General features: G+C 68.7%; 1 protein-coding gene. It reads right to left on the minus strand.

Annotated features, from left to right (window positions below):
* The coding region (cysC, locus tag ACU8YE_RS25645; RefSeq protein WP_446930438.1) for an adenylyl-sulfate kinase at window positions 1-431 on the minus strand (431 nt) is incomplete at both ends.

The following is a 431-nucleotide window of genomic DNA, read 5'->3' on the forward strand; positions in this document are numbered from 1 at the left end:
CCTTGGCGTAGAGGCCCTTCACGTCGCGCCGCTCCGCCTCGGCCAGCGGCGTGTCGATATGGATCTCGTGGAACTCGCCGGGTGCCATCATGGCGCGCACCATCTCGCGCTCGGCGCGGAAGGGGGAGATGAACGCGGTGACGACGATCAGCCCGGCATCGGTCATCAGCCGCGCGACCTCGCCCACGCGGCGGATATTCTCCACCCGGTCGGCGTCGGTGAAGCCCAGGTCGCGGTTCAGCCCGTGGCGGACATTGTCGCCGTCGAGTAGGAAGCTGTGCCGGTTCATCCGCGCCAGCTTGCGCTCGACCAGGTTGGCGATCGTCGACTTGCCCGCGCCCGACAGGCCGGTCAGCCAGAGCACGGCGGGCTTCTGGTTCTTGAGCTGGGCGTGATGCTCGCGCGAGACATCGGTCGCCTGCCAGTGGACG

The organism is Ralstonia sp. VS2407 (assembly GCF_052950655.1).